The 15,857-nt window shown below is 71.9% G+C and carries 14 protein-coding genes and 1 pseudogene; 14 read left to right on the top strand and 1 reads right to left on the bottom strand.

Going from position 1 to position 15,857, the window contains the following annotated elements:
• Positions 1–71: pseudogene (locus tag ABZ945_RS32610) on the top strand (type II toxin-antitoxin system RelE/ParE family toxin); the annotation flags it as partial.
• A 157-nt stretch (positions 72–228) separates the two neighbouring features.
• Here ABZ945_RS32610 and bldD read toward each other — a convergent pair.
• Positions 229–732 (bottom strand): transcriptional regulator BldD, encoded by a 504-nt coding sequence (bldD, locus tag ABZ945_RS32605; RefSeq protein ID WP_248636744.1) that lies wholly within the window; start codon positions 730–732, stop codon positions 229–231.
• Positions 733–955: 223 nt separating this feature from the next.
• Here bldD and pyrR point away from each other — a divergent pair, with 223 nt between their 5' ends.
• The 13 genes from pyrR to metK all read left to right on the top strand — a co-directional run bounded on the left by pyrR (position 956) and on the right by metK (position 15,726).
• Positions 956–1,534: a bifunctional pyr operon transcriptional regulator/uracil phosphoribosyltransferase PyrR gene (gene pyrR / locus ABZ945_RS32600; RefSeq protein WP_248636745.1), complete on the top strand. Its 579-nt coding sequence runs from the start codon at positions 956–958 to the stop codon at positions 1,532–1,534.
• A 116-nt stretch (positions 1,535–1,650) separates the two neighbouring features.
• Positions 1,651–2,604, top strand: a complete 954-nt coding sequence (locus ABZ945_RS32595) for an aspartate carbamoyltransferase catalytic subunit (protein WP_361277028.1) — start codon at positions 1,651–1,653, stop codon at positions 2,602–2,604.
• 29 nt (positions 2,605–2,633) lie between these two features.
• Entirely contained in the window at positions 2,634–3,920 is a 1,287-nt protein-coding gene (locus ABZ945_RS32590) for a dihydroorotase (RefSeq protein ID WP_361277026.1), read from the top strand.
• The gene (locus tag ABZ945_RS32585; RefSeq protein ID WP_361277024.1) at positions 3,917–4,519 is read left to right on the top strand and encodes a hypothetical protein; all 603 of its coding nucleotides are present in this window, start codon (positions 3,917–3,919) and stop codon (positions 4,517–4,519) included. Before ABZ945_RS32590 ends, ABZ945_RS32585 begins: the two co-directional genes overlap by 4 nt.
• Positions 4,516–5,661, top strand: coding sequence for a glutamine-hydrolyzing carbamoyl-phosphate synthase small subunit (gene carA / locus ABZ945_RS32580; RefSeq protein WP_361277023.1), 1,146 nt, complete (start codon positions 4,516–4,518; stop codon positions 5,659–5,661). The genes ABZ945_RS32585 and carA overlap by 4 nt, the downstream gene beginning before the upstream one ends.
• Positions 5,654–8,962 carry a carbamoyl-phosphate synthase large subunit gene (carB, locus tag ABZ945_RS32575; protein ID WP_361277021.1) on the top strand — a complete coding sequence of 1,103 codons (3,309 nt, stop codon included), beginning with the start codon at positions 5,654–5,656 and terminating at the stop codon, positions 8,960–8,962. The genes carA and carB overlap by 8 nt, the downstream gene beginning before the upstream one ends.
• Before the next feature lie 87 nt (positions 8,963–9,049).
• Positions 9,050–10,153: a quinone-dependent dihydroorotate dehydrogenase gene (locus ABZ945_RS32570; RefSeq protein WP_361277019.1), complete on the top strand. Its 1,104-nt coding sequence runs from the start codon at positions 9,050–9,052 to the stop codon at positions 10,151–10,153.
• Positions 10,150–11,034: an orotidine-5'-phosphate decarboxylase gene (gene pyrF, locus ABZ945_RS32565; RefSeq protein WP_361277017.1), complete on the top strand. Its 885-nt coding sequence runs from the start codon at positions 10,150–10,152 to the stop codon at positions 11,032–11,034. Before ABZ945_RS32570 ends, pyrF begins: the two co-directional genes overlap by 4 nt.
• 445 nt (positions 11,035–11,479) lie before the next feature.
• Positions 11,480–11,803 (top strand): integration host factor, encoded by a 324-nt coding sequence (locus ABZ945_RS32560; protein ID WP_105868359.1) that lies wholly within the window; start codon positions 11,480–11,482, stop codon positions 11,801–11,803.
• A gap of 141 nt (positions 11,804–11,944) precedes the next feature.
• Positions 11,945–12,565 carry a guanylate kinase gene (gene gmk / locus ABZ945_RS32555; RefSeq protein WP_248636753.1) on the top strand — a complete coding sequence of 207 codons (621 nt, stop codon included), beginning with the start codon at positions 11,945–11,947 and terminating at the stop codon, positions 12,563–12,565.
• Positions 12,566–12,605: 40 nt separating this feature from the next.
• Complete coding sequence (gene rpoZ / locus ABZ945_RS32550; protein WP_005319902.1) at positions 12,606–12,878, top strand: DNA-directed RNA polymerase subunit omega; 273 nt, start codon at positions 12,606–12,608, stop codon at positions 12,876–12,878.
• A 99-nt stretch (positions 12,879–12,977) separates the two neighbouring features.
• Positions 12,978–14,186, top strand: coding sequence for a bifunctional phosphopantothenoylcysteine decarboxylase/phosphopantothenate--cysteine ligase CoaBC (gene coaBC / locus ABZ945_RS32545; protein ID WP_361277015.1), 1,209 nt, complete (start codon positions 12,978–12,980; stop codon positions 14,184–14,186).
• Positions 14,187–14,517: 331 nt separating this feature from the next.
• Entirely contained in the window at positions 14,518–15,726 is a 1,209-nt protein-coding gene (metK, locus tag ABZ945_RS32540; protein WP_361277013.1) for a methionine adenosyltransferase, read from the top strand.
• Positions 15,727–15,857: the final 131 nt, after the last annotated feature.

Genomic DNA, 15,857 nt, shown 5'->3' with positions numbered 1-15,857 from the left:
AGCTGGAGAGCGATCCTTTCGGTTTCCACACGACCGCACTCGTGTCCCAGCCCGAACGCCGCCGCCTGCGGTGTTCCGGATGACCGTCCGGACGTGTTCCGGATGACCGTCCGGATGGCAGACGACGGCGCCGGGTGCGGTGGGCGGGTCGAGACCGCTCACCGCACCCGGCGGCAACGTTTCTGCTGAGGCTGCTGTGACAGGAGGGACAGGACCCGAAGGCCGGTCTCAGGCGTCCTGCTCGTGGGCGACGGCCCGGCGGGCGTCCGCGTCCAGCACGCCCCAGCTGATCAGCTGGTCGGTGAGCACCGACGGCGACTGGTCGTAGATGACCGCGAGGGTGCGCAGGTCGTCCTGGCGGATCGACAGCACCTTGCCGTTGTAGTCGCCGCGCTGGGACTGGATGGTCGCCGCGTACCGCTGGAGCGGACCCGCCTTCTCCGCGGGGACGTGGGCCAGTCGCTCCAGGTCCAGCACGAGCTTCGGCGGCGGCTCGGCGGCACCGCCGGGCGTCGTCCCCGGCAGCAGCTCCTGCACCGGGACACCGTAGAAGTCGGCCAGCTCGGCCAGGCGCTGCACGGTCACGGCACGGTCGCCGCGCTCGTAGGAGCCCACCACCACGGCCTTCCAACGGCCCTGGGACTTCTCCTCCACACCGTGGAGGGAGAGGCCCTGCTGGGTGCGGATGGCACGGAGCTTGGCCCCGAGCTGTTTTGCGTATTCGCTGGACATATAGCTCCCGGGACGCTGTGAACAACTTTGCGGCCTCGCCGCTCGGCTGGTAACTCACTGTGAGGTTACGCAGCGTTACTTGGCTCCGTCAAGCCGGAGAGGTCCTACCGGCTGCCGTCCCCACCCCGGACGGACCCCCTCCGACGTGCTGGTACGGTGGGAGGCGCACATCAGACGTCCTTTAAGATCCGTCCCGTGAGGCGGAGAAGGAGGTCCGCTTCGTATGGACGCGAACCAGCAGACCGATGCCGCGCGCCCCGTCCTTGAGGGCCCGGACATCGCGCGGGTACTGACCCGCATCGCCCACGAGATCGTCGAGCGCGCCAAGGGCGCCGACGACGTGGTGCTCCTCGGCATCCCCACCCGCGGGGTGTTCCTCGCCCGCCGGCTGGCGGAGAAGCTCCAGCAGATCACCGGCAGGCCCGTGCCGGTCGGCTCGCTGGACATCACCATGTACCGCGACGACCTGCGCATGCGGCCCGCCCGCGCCATCGGCCGCACCGAGATCCCCGCCGACGGCGTCGACGGCCGGCTGGTCGTCCTCGTCGACGACGTGCTGTTCTCCGGACGCACCATCCGCGCCGCCCTGGACGCGCTCGGCGACATCGGCCGCCCCCGCGCCGTCCAGCTCGCCGTGCTGGTCGACCGCGGCCACCGCGAGCTGCCGATCCGCGCCGACTACGTGGGCAAGAACCTCCCCACCTCGTTGCGGGAGGCCGTCAAGGTCCAGCTCGCCGAGGAGGACGGCCGGGACGCCGTGCTGCTCGGGGTGCGCGAGGCCGCCCCGGCCGGCGAACGCTAGCCCCCTCCCCGTACCCCCTCCGTAGGAACGTACGGACGGACCCCGGCGCGGCGCACCGCGCCCCCGTGTGCCCGCACGCCTCCGCGCACCCTGACGCGAACCTGGAGTAACCCCCGATGCTGCGCCACCTCATCTCGGCCGCCGACCTCACCCGCGACGACGCCGTGCTGATCCTCGACACCGCCGAGGAGATGGCCCGGGTCGCCGACCGGCCGATCAAGAAGCTGCCCACGCTGCGCGGGCGGACCGTGGTCAACCTCTTCTTCGAGGACTCCACCCGCACCCGGATCTCCTTCGAGGCCGCCGAGAAGCGGCTCTCCGCCGACGTCATCAACTTCAGCGCGAAGGGCTCCTCGGTCTCCAAGGGCGAATCGCTCAAGGACACCGCGCAGACCCTGGAGGCGATGGGCGTGGACGCCGTCGTCATCCGGCACGGCGCCTCCGGCGCCCCCTACCGCCTCGCCACCTCCGGCTGGATCGACGCGGCCGTGATCAACGCGGGCGACGGCACCCACCAGCACCCCACCCAGGCGCTGCTGGACGCCTTCACCCTGCGCCGCCGGCTGGTCGGCCACGACGCCGGGCTCGGCCGGGACCTGGCCGGTAAGCGGGTCGTCATCGTCGGCGACATCCTGCACAGCCGGGTGGCCCGCTCCAATGTCGACCTGCTGCACACCCTGGGCGCGGACGTGGTGCTGGTCGCCCCGCCCACCCTGCTCCCGGTCGGCGTCACCAGCTGGCCCTGCGAGGTCTCCTACGACCTCGACTCCGCCCTCGCCAAGTGCGACGCGGTGATGATGCTGCGCGTCCAGCGCGAGCGGATGAACGCCGCCTTCTTCCCCACCGAGCGCGAGTACTCGCGCCGCTACGGCCTGGACGGCGACCGGATGGCCAAGCTCCCCGAGCACGCCATCGTGATGCACCCCGGCCCCATGGTCCGCGGCATGGAGATCACCGCCCAGGTCGCCGACTCCCCGCGCTGCACCGCGATCGAGCAGGTCGCCAACGGCGTCTCCATCCGCATGGCCGTCCTCTACCTGCTGCTCGGCGGCAACGAGTCCGCCGCCTGACCCCCTTCGTACCGAGGAGAGCACGAACGATGAGCAAGACCCTGATCCGCGGTGCGCAGGTGCTCGGCGGCGACGTCCAGGACGTGCTGATCGACGGCGAGACCATCGCCGCGACCGGCACCGGCCTGCCCGCCGACGACGCCACCGTCATCGAGGCCGGCGGGCACGTCCTGCTGCCCGGCCTGGTCGACCTGCACACCCATCTGCGCGAGCCCGGCCGCGAGGACTCCGAGACCGTCCTGACCGGCACCCGGGCCGCCGCCACCGGCGGCTTCACCTCGGTGTTCGCCATGGCCAACACCTTCCCCGTCGCCGACACCGCCGGTGTGGTCGAGCAGGTCTACCGGCTCGGCCGCGAGCACGGCTACTGCGACGTCCAGCCCATCGGCGCCGTCACCGTCGGCCTGGAGGGCCGCAAGCTCGCCGAGCTGGGCGCCATGCACGACTCCGCCGCCGGGGTCACCGTCTTCTCCGACGACGGCAAGTGCGTGGACGACGCGGTGATCATGCGGCGCGCCCTGGAGTACGTGAAGGCCTTCGGCGGCGTGGTCGCCCAGCACGCCCAGGAGCCCCGGCTCACCGAGGGCGCCCAGATGAACGAGGGCACCGTCTCCGCCGAGCTGGGCCTCGGCGGCTGGCCCGCCGTCGCCGAGGAGTCGATCATCGCCCGGGACGTGCTGCTCGCCGAGCACGTCGGCTCCCGGCTGCACATCTGCCACCTCTCCACCGCCGGCTCGGTGGAGATCGTCCGCTGGGCCAAGTCCCGCGGCATCGACGTCACCGCCGAGGTCACCCCGCACCATCTGCTCCTCACCGACGAGCTGGTGCGCAGCTACAACCCGGTCTACAAGGTCAACCCGCCGCTGCGCACCGAGCGCGACGTCCTCGCGCTGCGCCAGGCGCTGGCGGACGGCACCATCGACATCGTGGCCACCGACCACGCCCCGCACCCGCACGAGGACAAGGACTGCGAGTGGGCCGCCGCCGCCATGGGCATGGTCGGCCTGGAGACCGCGCTCTCGGTCGTCCAGCAGACCATGGTGGAGACCGGTCTCCTCGACTGGGCCGGAGTCGCCGACCGGATGTCCTTCGCCCCGGCCCGCATCGGCCGCGCCACCGGCCACGGACGGCCCGTCTCGGCTGGTGAGCCCGCCAACCTGACCCTGGTCGATCCGGCATACCGTGGAACCGTGGACCCCGCGGGCTTCGCCTCCCGCAGCCGCAACACCCCCTACGAGGGCCGCGAGCTGCCGGGGCGCGTCACCCACACCTTCCTGCGGGGCCGGGCGACGCTCATGGACGGGAAGCTGGCGTGACACCTGCACTGATCGACAACACCCCCGCACTGGCCGCGCTGGCCGCCGAGCAGAAGTCGGCGGAGGTCACCGACTGGGCCGCCCGGATCGGCTGGGTCGCCGGACTGCTGCTCTTCGTCGCCCTGGTCTACTGGCTGATGCGCCAGGGCTGGAAGTGGCGCGGCAGCCTCCAGTCCGACCTGCCCGAACTGCCCGAGGCCCCGGACGCGCCCGGCGCGCCCCGGCTCACGATGAGCGGCCGCTACCACGGCTCCACCACCGCCGGGCAGTGGCTGGACCGGATCGTCGCCCATGGACTGGGTACCCGCAGCCGGGTGGAGCTGACCCTCACCGACGCCGGGCTCACCGCCGTACGCCCCGGGGCCAGGGACTTCTTCGTCCCCACCGGGCAGCTGCGCGGCGCCCGGCTGGACAAGGGGATCGCCGGCAAGGTGCTCGCCGAGGGCGGCCTGCTGGTCGTCACCTGGGAGCACGGCGGCCGGCTGCTGGACTCCGGCTTCCGCTCCGACACCGCCGCCGAGCACACCTCCTGGGTCGAGGCCATCGGCCCCGTGGACATGAACGAGATCACCGCTACCAAGGAAGGCGCCGCACGATGACGACCGCCCTCACCCGGGGGGCCGCCAAGGCTCCCGCCGTACTCGTCCTGGAGGACGGCCGCACCTTCCGCGGCCGCGCCTACGGGGCCGTGGGGGAGACCTTCGGCGAGGCCGTGTTCTCCACCGGGATGACCGGCTACCAGGAGACGCTGACCGACCCCTCGTACCACCGGCAGGTCGTCGTCATGACCGCCCCGCACGTCGGCAACACCGGGGTCAACGACGAGGACCCCGAGTCGAAGCGCATCTGGGTCTCCGGCTATGTGGTCCGCGACCCCGCCCGGACCACCTCCTCCTGGCGCTCGCGCCGCACCCTGGACGAGGAGCTGGCCGCCCAGGGCGTCGTCGGCATCTCCGGCATCGACACCCGCGCGCTCACCCGGCATCTGCGCGAGCGCGGCGCCATGCGGGTCGGCATCTTCTCCGGCGAGGCGCTGGCCGACGAGGCCGCCCTGCTCGCCCGGGTGCAGGACGCCCCGCAGATGAAGGGCGCCGACCTGGCCGCCGAGGTCGCCACCAAGGAGCCCTACGTCGTCCCCGCGATCGGTGCGAAGAAGTTCACCGTCGCCGCCGTGGACCTGGGCATCAAGGGCATGACCCCGCACCGGATGGCCGAGCGCGGCATCGAGGTGCACGTGCTGCCCGCCACCGCCACCGCCGAGGACGTCTACGCGGTCAACCCCGACGGCGTGTTCTTCTCCAACGGGCCCGGCGACCCCGCCACCGCCGACGGACCGGTCTCCGTGATGCGGGCCGTGCTGGAGCGCTCCACCCCGCTGTTCGGCATCTGCTTCGGCAACCAGATCCTCGGCCGCGCGCTGGGCTTCGGCACCTACAAGCTGAAGTACGGCCACCGGGGCATCAACCAGCCGGTGCAGGACCGCACCACCGGCAAGGTCGAGGTCACCGCGCACAACCACGGCTTCGCCGTGGACGCGCCGCTGGACACCGTCTCCGACACCCCCTACGGCCGCGCCGAGGTCTCCCACGTCTGCCTCAACGACAACGTGGTGGAGGGCCTGCGCCTGCTGGACCGGCCCGCCTTCAGCGTCCAGTACCACCCCGAGGCGGCGGCCGGCCCGCACGACGCCGCGTACCTGTTCGATCGCTTCACCGCCCTGATGGAGGCCGAGCGTGCCTAAGCGCACCGATATCCAGTCCGTCCTGGTCATCGGCTCCGGCCCGATCGTCATCGGCCAGGCCGCCGAGTTCGACTACTCCGGCACCCAGGCCTGCCGCGTGCTCAAGGCCGAGGGCCTGCGGGTCATTCTGGTCAACTCCAACCCGGCCACGATCATGACCGACCCGGAGATCGCCGACGCCACCTACGTCGAGCCGATCACCCCCGAGTTCGTCGAGAAGATCATCGCCAAGGAGCGCCCGGACGCCCTGCTGCCCACCCTGGGCGGCCAGACCGCGCTCAACACCGCCATCTCCATGCACGAGCAGGGCGTGCTGGAGAAGTACGGCGTCGAGCTGATCGGCGCCAATGTGGAGGCCATCCACAAGGGCGAGGACCGCGACCTCTTCAAGGGCGTCGTGGAGGCCGTACGGGAGAAGATCGGGCACGGCGAGTCCGCCCGCTCGGTGATCTGCCACTCCATGGACGACGTCCTCAAGGGCGTCGACACCCTCGGCGGCTACCCCGTCGTCGTCCGGCCCTCCTTCACCATGGGCGGCGCCGGCTCCGGCTTCGCCCACGACGAGGACGAGCTGCGCCGCATCGCCGGCCAGGGCCTCACGCTCTCCCCGACCACCGAGGTGCTCCTGGAGGAGTCCATCCTCGGCTGGAAGGAGTACGAGCTGGAGCTGATGCGCGACAAGCACGACAACGTCGTGGTCGTCTGCTCCATCGAGAACTTCGACCCGATGGGCGTGCACACCGGCGACTCCATCACCGTCGCCCCGGCGATGACCCTCACCGACCGCGAGTACCAGCGGCTGCGGGACATCGGCATCGCGATCATCCGCGAGGTCGGCGTGGACACCGGCGGCTGCAACATCCAGTTCGCGATCGATCCCGAAGACGGCCGGATCATCGTCATCGAGATGAACCCGCGGGTCTCCCGCTCCTCCGCGCTCGCCTCCAAGGCCACCGGCTTCCCGATTGCCAAGATCGCCGCCCGGCTGGCCGTCGGCTACACGCTGGACGAGATCCCCAACGACATCACCGAGAAGACCCCGGCCTCCTTCGAGCCGACTCTCGACTACGTGGTGGTCAAGGCCCCCCGGTTCGCCTTCGAGAAGTTCCCGCAGGCCGACTCCACCCTCACCACCACCATGAAGTCGGTCGGCGAGGCCATGGCCATCGGCCGCAACTTCACCGAGGCCCTGCAGAAGGCGCTGCGCTCGCTGGAGAAGAAGGGCAGCCAGTTCGCCTTCACCGGCGACCCGGGCGACAAGGCCGAGCTGCTGCGCGAGGCGGTCCGCCCCACCGACGGCCGGATCAACACGGTGATGCAGGCCATCCGGGCCGGCGCCACCCCCGAGGAGGTCTTCGACGCCACGAAGATCGACCCCTGGTTCGTGGACCAGCTCTTCCTGATCAAGGAGATCGCCGACGAGCTGGCCGCCGCCGAGCGGCTCGACCCCGAACTGCTCGCCGAGGCCAAGCGGCACGGCTTCTCCGACGTCCAGATCGCCGACATCCGCGGACTGCGCGAGGACGTGGTCCGCGAGGTCCGCCAGGCCCTCGGCGTCCGCCCGGTCTACAAGACGGTCGACACCTGCGCCGCCGAGTTCGCCGCGAAGACCCCGTACTTCTACTCCTCGTACGACGAGGAGAGCGAGGTCGCCCAGCGCGAGAAGCCCGCCGTGATCATCCTCGGCTCCGGGCCCAACCGCATCGGCCAGGGCATCGAGTTCGACTACTCCTGCGTCCACGCCTCCTTCGCGCTCAGCGACGCCGGCTACGAGACCGTGATGGTCAACTGCAACCCGGAGACCGTCTCCACCGACTACGACACCTCCGACCGGCTCTACTTCGAGCCGCTCACCCTGGAGGACGTGCTGGAGATCGTGCACGCCGAGGCGCAGGCCGGCCCCATCGCCGGAGTGGTCGTCCAGCTCGGCGGGCAGACCCCGCTGGGCCTCGCCCAGGCCCTCAAGGACAACGGCGTGCCCGTGGTCGGCACCTCCCCGGAGGCCATCCACGCCGCCGAGGACCGCGGCGCCTTCGGCCGGGTCCTCGCCGAGGCCGGACTGCCCGCGCCCAAGCACGGCACCGCCACCACCTTCGCCGGCGCCAAGGCCATCGCCGACGAGATCGGCTACCCGGTCCTGGTCCGCCCCTCCTATGTGCTCGGCGGGCGCGGCATGGAGATCGTCTACGACGAGACCCGGCTGGAGGCGTACATCGCCGAGTCCACCGAGATCAGCCACGACCGCCCGGTCCTGGTCGACCGCTTCCTGGACGACGCCATAGAGATCGACGTCGACGCGCTCTACGACGGCCACGAGCTCTACCTCGGCGGCGTCATGGAGCACATCGAGGAGGCCGGCATCCACTCCGGCGACTCCGCCTGCGCGCTGCCCCCGATCACCCTCGGCGGCTTCGACATCAAGCGGCTGCGCGCCTCCACCGAAGCCATCGCCAAGGGCGTCGGGGTGCGCGGACTGATCAACATCCAGTTCGCCATGGCCGGGGACATCCTCTACGTCCTGGAGGCCAACCCCCGCGCCTCCCGGACCGTGCCCTTCACCTCCAAGGCCACCGCGGTGCCGCTCGCCAAGGCCGCCGCCCGCATCGGGCTCGGCGCCACCATCGCCGAGCTGCGCGAGGAGGGCCTGCTGCCGAAGAGCGGCGACGGCGGCACCCTGCCGCTGGACGCGCCGATCTCCGTCAAGGAGGCCGTGATGCCGTGGACCCGCTTCCGCGACGTCTACGGTCGCGGCGTGGACACCATCCTCGGTCCGGAGATGCGCTCCACCGGCGAGGTCATGGGCATCGACGCCGTCTTCGGCACCGCCTACGCCAAGTCGCAGGCCGGCGCCTACGGGCCGCTGCCCACCAAGGGCCGCGCCTTCATCTCGGTCGCCAACCGCGACAAGCGCTCGATGATCTTCCCGGCCCGCGAACTGGTCGCCCACGGCTTCGAGCTGATGGCCACCTCCGGCACCGCCGAAGTCCTCAAGCGCAACGGCATCAACGCCACCGTGGTACGCAAGCAGTCCGAGGGCCCCGGCCCCAACGGCGAGCGGACCATCGTCCAGCTCATCCACGACGGCGAGGTGGACCTCATCGTCAACACCCCGTACGGCACCGGCGGCCGGCTCGACGGCTACGACATCCGCACCGCGGCGGTCGCCCGCTCGGTGCCCTGCCTCACCACGGTCCAGGCGCTCGCCGCGGCCGTCCAGGGCATCGAGGCCCTGGGCCACGGCGGGGTCGGCGTCCGCTCCCTCCAGGAGCACGCCGAGCACCTGACCGCGGCCCGCGACTAGCAGCCGCCCACGCGAGGGGGACACCGATCGACCGGTGTCCCCCTTCGTATGACCAGCCCCTCCCGCCGTACGGACTCCCGAGGACCCATGTACTCGCTCTTCTTCCGCCTCTTCTTCACCCGGATGGACCCCGAGGCCGCCCACCACCTCGCCTTCCGCTGGATCCGCCTGGCCGCCCGGATCCCCGTCCTGCGCACCTTCATCGCCGCCGCCCTCGCGCCCCGCTACCGGGAACTGCGCACCGAGGCGCTCGGCCTGCGGATGCACGGCCCCTTCGGCCTCGCCGCCGGCTTCGACAAGAACGCCGTCGCCATCGACGGCATGGCCATGCTCGGCTTCGACCACGTCGAGATCGGCACCGTCACCGGCGAAGCCCAGCCGGGCAACCCCAAGAAGCGGCTCTTCCGGCTGGTCGCCGACCGCGCACTGATCAACCGCATGGGCTTCAACAACGACGGCTCCGCCGCCGTCGCCGAGCGGCTGCGCACCCGTACCCCCGTCTTCAGGACGGTCGTCGGCGTCAACATCGGCAAGACCAAGGTCGTCCCCGAGGCCGAGGCCGCCGCCGACTACGTCAAGTCCACCGAGCGCCTGGCCCGGCACGCCGACTACCTGGTGGTCAACGTCTCCTCGCCCAACACCCCCGGCCTGCGCAACCTCCAGGCCACCGAGGCGCTGCGCCCGCTGCTCACCGCCGTCCGCGAGGCCGCCGACCGCACCGTCACCGACCGCCGGGTCCCCCTGCTGGTCAAGATCGCCCCCGATCTGGCCGACGAGGACGTGGACGCCGTCGCCGACCTCGCCGCCGAACTGGGCCTGGACGGCATCATCGCCACCAACACCACCATCGCCCGCGAGGGCCTGAAGTCCCCCGCCTTCCTCACCAGCGAGACCGGCGGCCTCTCCGGCGCCCCCCTCAAGGACCGCTCCCTTACGGTGCTGCGCCGGCTGTACGCCCGGGTCGGCGACCGGCTCGTCCTGATCGGCGTCGGCGGCATCGAGAACGCCGAGGACGCCTGGCAGCGCATCCTGGCCGGCGCCACCCTGGTCCAGGGCTACAGCGCCTTCGTCTACCAGGGCCCCACCTACGCCCGCGCGATCCACAAGGGCCTCGCCGCGCGGCTCGCGGCCTCCCCGTACGCCACCCTCGCCGAGGCCGTCGGCGCCGACACCCGGAAGGCCACCGTATGAGCACCCCGGCTCCCTCCGCGCCCCTCGCCCCCTTCGGCGCCCGGCTGCGCCAGGCCATGGACACCCGCGGCCCGCTCTGCGTCGGCATCGACCCGCACGCCTCCCTCCTGGAGGCCTGGGGCCTGAGCGACGACATCGCCGGGCTGACCTCCTTCACCCGCACCGTGGTGGACGCCCTCGCCGACCGGGTCGCCGTCTTCAAGCCGCAGAGCGCCTTCTTCGAGCGCTTCGGCTCCCGGGGCCTGGCCGTGCTGGAGCACGCCACCGCCGAACTGCGCGCCGCCGGGGCCCTGGTCCTGATGGACGCCAAGCGCGGCGACATCGGCTCCACCATGGCCGCCTACGCCGACACCTACCTCCGCCCCGGCGCCCCGCTCTTCTCCGACGCGCTCACCGTCTCCCCGTACCTCGGCTACGGCTCGCTCCGGCCGGCCGTCGAGCTGGCCCGGGCCAGCGGCTGCGGGCTCTTCGTCCTCGCCCTCACCTCCAACCCGGAGGGCGCCGAGGTCCAGCGCGCCACCGGCGCCGACGGCCGCACCCTGGGCGCCGCCATGCTCGCCCACCTCACCGAGGAGAACGCCGAGGAGAACGCGGCCGAGCGCTCGGCCGGACAGCCGCTCGGCTCCTTCGGCGCGGTGGTCGGCGCCACCCTCGGCGACCTGTCCTCCTTCGACCTGGACACCGGCGGCCCCCTGCTCGCCCCCGGCATCGGCGCCCAGGGCGCCACCCCCGCCGACCTCCCGGCCGTCTTCGGCCCGGCGGTCCGCAATGTGGTGCCCAGCGTCAGCCGCGGGGTGCTGCGCCACGGCCCGGACGCGGCCGCACTGCGCACGGCGGCCGAGCGGTACGCGGACGAGGTCCGGGCGGCGGTCGGCGGCTGAGCGCGTACGGGGCGAGGTCCGGGCGGCGGTCGGAAGCCGAGCGGTACGGGGCCGGGGCGGCCCGGCACCGTCGGGTGGCCTCCCGGGCCCCGTACCCGTGTGCGGGCAGCACGGAGCCCCGCTCGCGGCGCGGCTGACCGCGCAGGGCGACCGTCCGCCTACCCCGGGCAGCCATGGGTAGGCCTTCCGGACCCCGGCCGGGGAGCGGGCGGCGGCGACCTGCGGCGGAATCCGGTCGAAAACCGGGTCTATATGTCGGCAATGTCGGGGTAGGCCGATCCTGACCAGGACTTTTCGTTCGTTCTCGCTGACTCCGGCGGCCCGGGCCGCTAGTCTCCGACCCAGAGACGGCGTGCACTGCGTTGCTCGTTGCTCGCCTGGTGAGGGGCGACTAGGTTCCTCACCGGTCCGTATCCGACAGTTCGACATCCGAGGTGACGTAGGCGTGGCTCTTCCGCCCCTTACCCCTGAACAGCGCGCAGCCGCGCTCGAAAAGGCCGCCGCGGCTCGCCGGGAGCGGGCCGAGGTCAAGAATCGACTCAAGCACTCCGGCGCCTCCCTCCACGAGGTCATCAAGCAGGGCCAGGAGAACGAGGTCATCGGCAAGATGAAGGTCTCCGCCCTGCTGGAGTCCCTCCCGGGCGTGGGCAAGGTCCGCGCCAAGCAGATCATGGAGCGGCTGGGGATCTCCGAGAGCCGCCGGGTGCGCGGTCTCGGCTCCAACCAGATCGCCTCCCTGGAACGCGAGTTCGGCGGCGCCGGCGCCTGATCGCCGGGTGGCCGGCGGCCCCCGGGGGGATGCGCACCCTCCGGGGACCGGTTCCGGTCGCCTCCGATCGCTTCCGGGCAGTCGCGGGACCGGTTCGGACCTGCGGCCCGGGCACCCGGGTGAACCTGGAATAATCGCCCCATGGCTGCAACAACCCCGGGGGACACCCGCCCCCACGCTCCGCTGGGGGACGCCCCAGAGCACCCGGACGTACGTCCGCGGCTGACCGTGCTCTCCGGCCCCTCCGGGGTCGGCAAGAGCACGGTCGTCGCCCATATGCGCAAGGTGCACCCCGAGGTCTGGCTCTCGGTCTCCGCCACCACCCGGGGACCCCGGCCCGGTGAGCGCGACGGGGTCCAGTACCACTTCGTCGGCGACGACGAGTTCGACAAACTGGTCGCCAACGGCGAACTGCTGGAGTGGGCCGAGTTCGCGGGCAACCGCTACGGCACCCCGCGCCGCGCCGTGCTGGAGCGGCTGGAGTCGGGCGAACCGGTGCTGCTGGAGATCGACCTCCAGGGCGCCCGGCTGGTCCGCGAGTCGATGCCCGAGGCGCAGCTGGTCTTCCTCGCCCCGCCGAGCTGGGACGAGCTGGTCCGCCGGCTCACCGGCCGGGGCACCGAGTCGCCCGAGGTCATCGAGCGCCGGCTGGAGGCGGCCAAGATCGAACTGGCCGCCGAGGCCGAGTTCGACACCACCCTGGTCAACACCTCCGTCGAGGACGTGGCGCGTGAGCTGCTAGCCTTGATGGCAGTTGTCTGATCTTTTTCCTGATCTTCATCCCCTTTTCGGAAGGTAGAGCGTGTCCTCTTCCATCACCGCGCCCGAGGGCATCATCAACCCGCCGATCGACGAGCTGCTTGAGGCGACCGACTCGAAGTACAGCCTCGTGATCTACGCGGCCAAGCGCGCCCGGCAGATCAACGCGTACTACTCGCAGCTCGGCGAGGGCCTTCTGGAGTACGTCGGTCCGCTGGTGGACACCCACGTCCACGAGAAGCCGCTCTCGATCGCCCTCCGCGAGATCAACGCGGGCCTGCTGACCTCCGAGGCCATCGAGGGCCCCGCCCAGTAGGCGTAAATCCGTAGCACCGCATTCCGCAGGCCCGGTGGACCCGTCCCCGGGCCTGTGGTGTGTGATGGCACCGTCAGCGACAGCAGCCGGGAGGCGCGAGTGGACAAGCCGAAGGTCGTCCTCGGGGTCAGCGGCGGCATCGCCGCCTACAAGGCGTGCGAACTGCTGCGCCGGCTGACCGAGTCCGGGCATGACACCACGGTGGTGCCGACCGCCTCCGCCCTGCACTTCGTGGGCGCCCCCACCTGGGCGGCGCTCTCCAGCCACCCGGTCTCCACCGAGGTCTGGTCGGACGTCCACGAGGTCCCGCACGTCCGCATCGGACAGGGCGCCGACCTGGTCGTGGTCGCCCCGGCCACCGCCGACCTGCTGGCCAAGGCCGCCCACGGGCTCGCCGACGACCTGCTCACCAACACCCTGCTCACCGCCCGATGTCCGGTGGTCTTCGCGCCCGCCATGCACACCGAGATGTGGGAGCACCCCGCCACCCAGGAGAACGTGGCCACCCTGCGGCGCCGCGGCGCCGTGGTCATCGAGCCCGCCGTGGGGCGGCTCACCGGCGCCGACTCCGGCAAGGGCCGGCTGCCCGACCCGGACGCGATCTTCGCCGTCTGCCGCCGGGTGCTCGCCCGCGGACCCGTCGCCCCCGACCTGGCCGGCCGCCATGTGGTGGTCAGCGCGGGCGGGACGCGGGAGCCGCTGGACCCGGTCCGCTACCTGGGGAACCGTTCCTCCGGGAAGCAGGGGTACGCGCTGGCCGCCACCGCGGCGGCCCGCGGGGCCCGGGTGACCCTGGTGGCCGCCAACAGCGCGCTGCCCGACCCGTCCGGGGTGGACGTGGTCCGCGTCGGCACCGCCGTCCAGCTGCGGGAGGCCGTGCTCAAGGCGGCCGCCGACGCCGACGCGGTGGTCATGGCCGCGGCGGTGGCCGACTTCCGGCCCGCGTCCTACGCCACCGGCAAGATCAAGAAGCGCGACGGCGAGGAGCCGCCGACCGTCGCCCTGGTCCGCAACCCCGATGTCCTCGCCGAGGTCTCCGCCGACCGGGCCCGGCCCGGCCAGGTGGTCGTGGGCTTCGCCGCCGAGACGGACGACGTGCTGGCCAACGGCCGCGCCAAGCTCCGCCGCAAGGGCTGCGACCTGCTGGTGGTCAACGAGGTGGGGGAGACCAAGACCTTCGGCTCCGCGGCCAACGAGGCCGTGGTCCTCGCCGCCGACGGCACCGAGACACCCGTCCCGTACGGTCCCAAGGAGGACCTCGCCGACACGGTCTGGGACCTGGTCGCCGCGCGCCTGACCGGCGGGTAGGTGCCCGTGTCCACCCACCGGACATGCCACGCGGAGGCCCGCGCGTGCCACGCAGGGGCCCGGCGCGTGTCGCCGAATAATTCCGGATGAACTTCCAGCGCCCCGATCAGGGGTCGGAATCCGCAGGAAACCGGGCGTTTGGGAGCAGGAATGCGGCGGAATGGAGCCGGAGGTGATCCGTCCGCGTGACCAATCCGTCTCCCACGGTGCGAGACACCTGGTCCCATCGCCGGAAGTGCCCGATAAACTGTCCTCGGATCGACGAGGGGCCTGCAGCCCCCTGCCGGTCCGCAAACCATCGCCAGCAGCCGCTGCAAACACAGGGAGCGTTGTGTCCCGTCGCCTGTTCACCTCGGAGTCCGTGACCGAAGGTCACCCCGACAAGATCGCTGACCAGATCAGCGACACCATCCTGGACGCCCTTCTCCGGGAGGACCCCACCTCGCGGGTCGCCGTGGAGACCCTGATCACCACCGGCCTGGTACACGTCGCCGGCGAGGTGACGACCAAGGCCTACGCCGACATCGCCACCCTGGTGCGGGGCAAGATCCTGGAGATCGGCTACGACTCCTCCAAGAAGGGCTTCGACGGCGCGTCCTGCGGGGTGTCGGTCTCCATCGGCGCCCAGTCCCCGGACATCGCCCAGGGCGTGGACACCGCCTACGAGAAGCGCGTCGAGGGCGACGAGGACGAGCTGGACAAGCAGGGCGCCGGCGACCAGGGGCTGATGTTCGGCTACGCCTCGGACGAGACCCCCGAGCTGATGCCGCTCCCGATCCACCTGGCCCACCGGCTCTCCCGCCGGCTGACCGAGGTGCGCAAGAACGGGACCATCCCCTACCTGCGCCCCGACGGCAAGACCCAGGTGACCATCGAGTACGACGGCGACAAGGCCGTCCGCCTGGACACCGTCGTCGTCTCCTCCCAGCACGCCTCCGACATCGACCTGGAGTCGCTGCTCGCCCCGGACATCCGCGAGTTCGTCGTGGAGCACGTCCTCGGCCAGCTGCTGGAGGACGGGATCAAGCTGGAGACCGAGGGATACCGCCTGCTGGTCAACCCGACCGGGCGGTTCGAGATCGGCGGCCCGATGGGCGACGCCGGGCTGACCGGCCGGAAGATCATCATCGACACCTACGGCGGGATGGCCCGCCACGGCGGCGGTGCCTTCTCCGGCAAGGACCCGTCCAAGGTGGACCGCTCGGCCGCCTACGCCATGCGCTGGGTCGCCAAGAACGTGGTGGCCGCCGGTCTCGCCTCGCGCTGCGAGGTCCAGGTCGCCTACGCCATCGGCAAGGCCGAGCCGGTCGGCCTCTTCGTGGAGACCTTCGGCACCGCCAAGGTCGACGTGGAGAAGATCGAGACCGCCATCACCCAGGTCTTCGACCTGCGCCCGGCCGCGATCATCCGCGACCTGGACCTGCTGCGGCCCATCTACGCCCAGACCGCCGCGTACGGCCACTTCGGCCGCGAGCTGCCCGACTTCACCTGGGAGCGCACCGACCGCACCGACGCCCTGCGCGCCGCCGCCGGTCTGTAGACCGCCACGCTCCCCACGGCATCCGCCGCCTCTCGCCGGGGTCCGGCACCCGTTCTCCTGGGTGCCGGAAGGGGCATGGTCCTCGCCGGGGACCTGGAGGGTCAGTACCGCGCCGTCCACCAGGGGCGGTT

The organism is Streptomyces sp. NPDC046887, from assembly GCF_040644755.1.
GTDB classification, from domain to species: domain Bacteria; phylum Actinomycetota; class Actinomycetes; order Streptomycetales; family Streptomycetaceae; genus Streptomyces; species Streptomyces lichenis.
Note: the sequence above shows the minus strand (reverse complement) of the source record. Positions and strands in the feature narration are given on the sequence as shown.